The sequence below is a fragment of the Paenibacillus sp. 598K genome (genome assembly GCF_003851045.1).
Lineage (GTDB): Bacteria > Bacillota > Bacilli > Paenibacillales > Paenibacillaceae > Paenibacillus_D.
Window position 1 is genome coordinate 1,251 of the sequence record NZ_BFBX01000187.1, and the last position, 237, is coordinate 1,487.

The 237-nt window shown below is 65.0% G+C and carries 1 pseudogene; it reads right to left on the reverse strand.

What is annotated here, in order from left to right:
* Positions 1-237 (reverse strand): annotated as a pseudogene (locus tag PA598K_RS34205) (MFS transporter); the annotation flags it as partial.

Below are 237 nucleotides of genomic sequence, written 5' to 3' on the forward strand. Positions count from 1 at the left end.
TGGACCGCGTCGATGATGACGGCGCCGATGATCGTCTCCGTCATGCCGAAGCCAAATCCAGCCAGCGGCGCGAGCGCCAGCATCCACCCCCAGGGTAGCAGCAGGCTGTAGCCAGCCTGAATCGCCGTCAGCATCCCGAGCGCGACCAGCAGCGCCCGCCGTTTGCCGATCCGTGCGGCCAGCCACGGGGTGATGAGGACCCCGCCGAGGAAGCCGAGGAATTGATTCATAATAAAC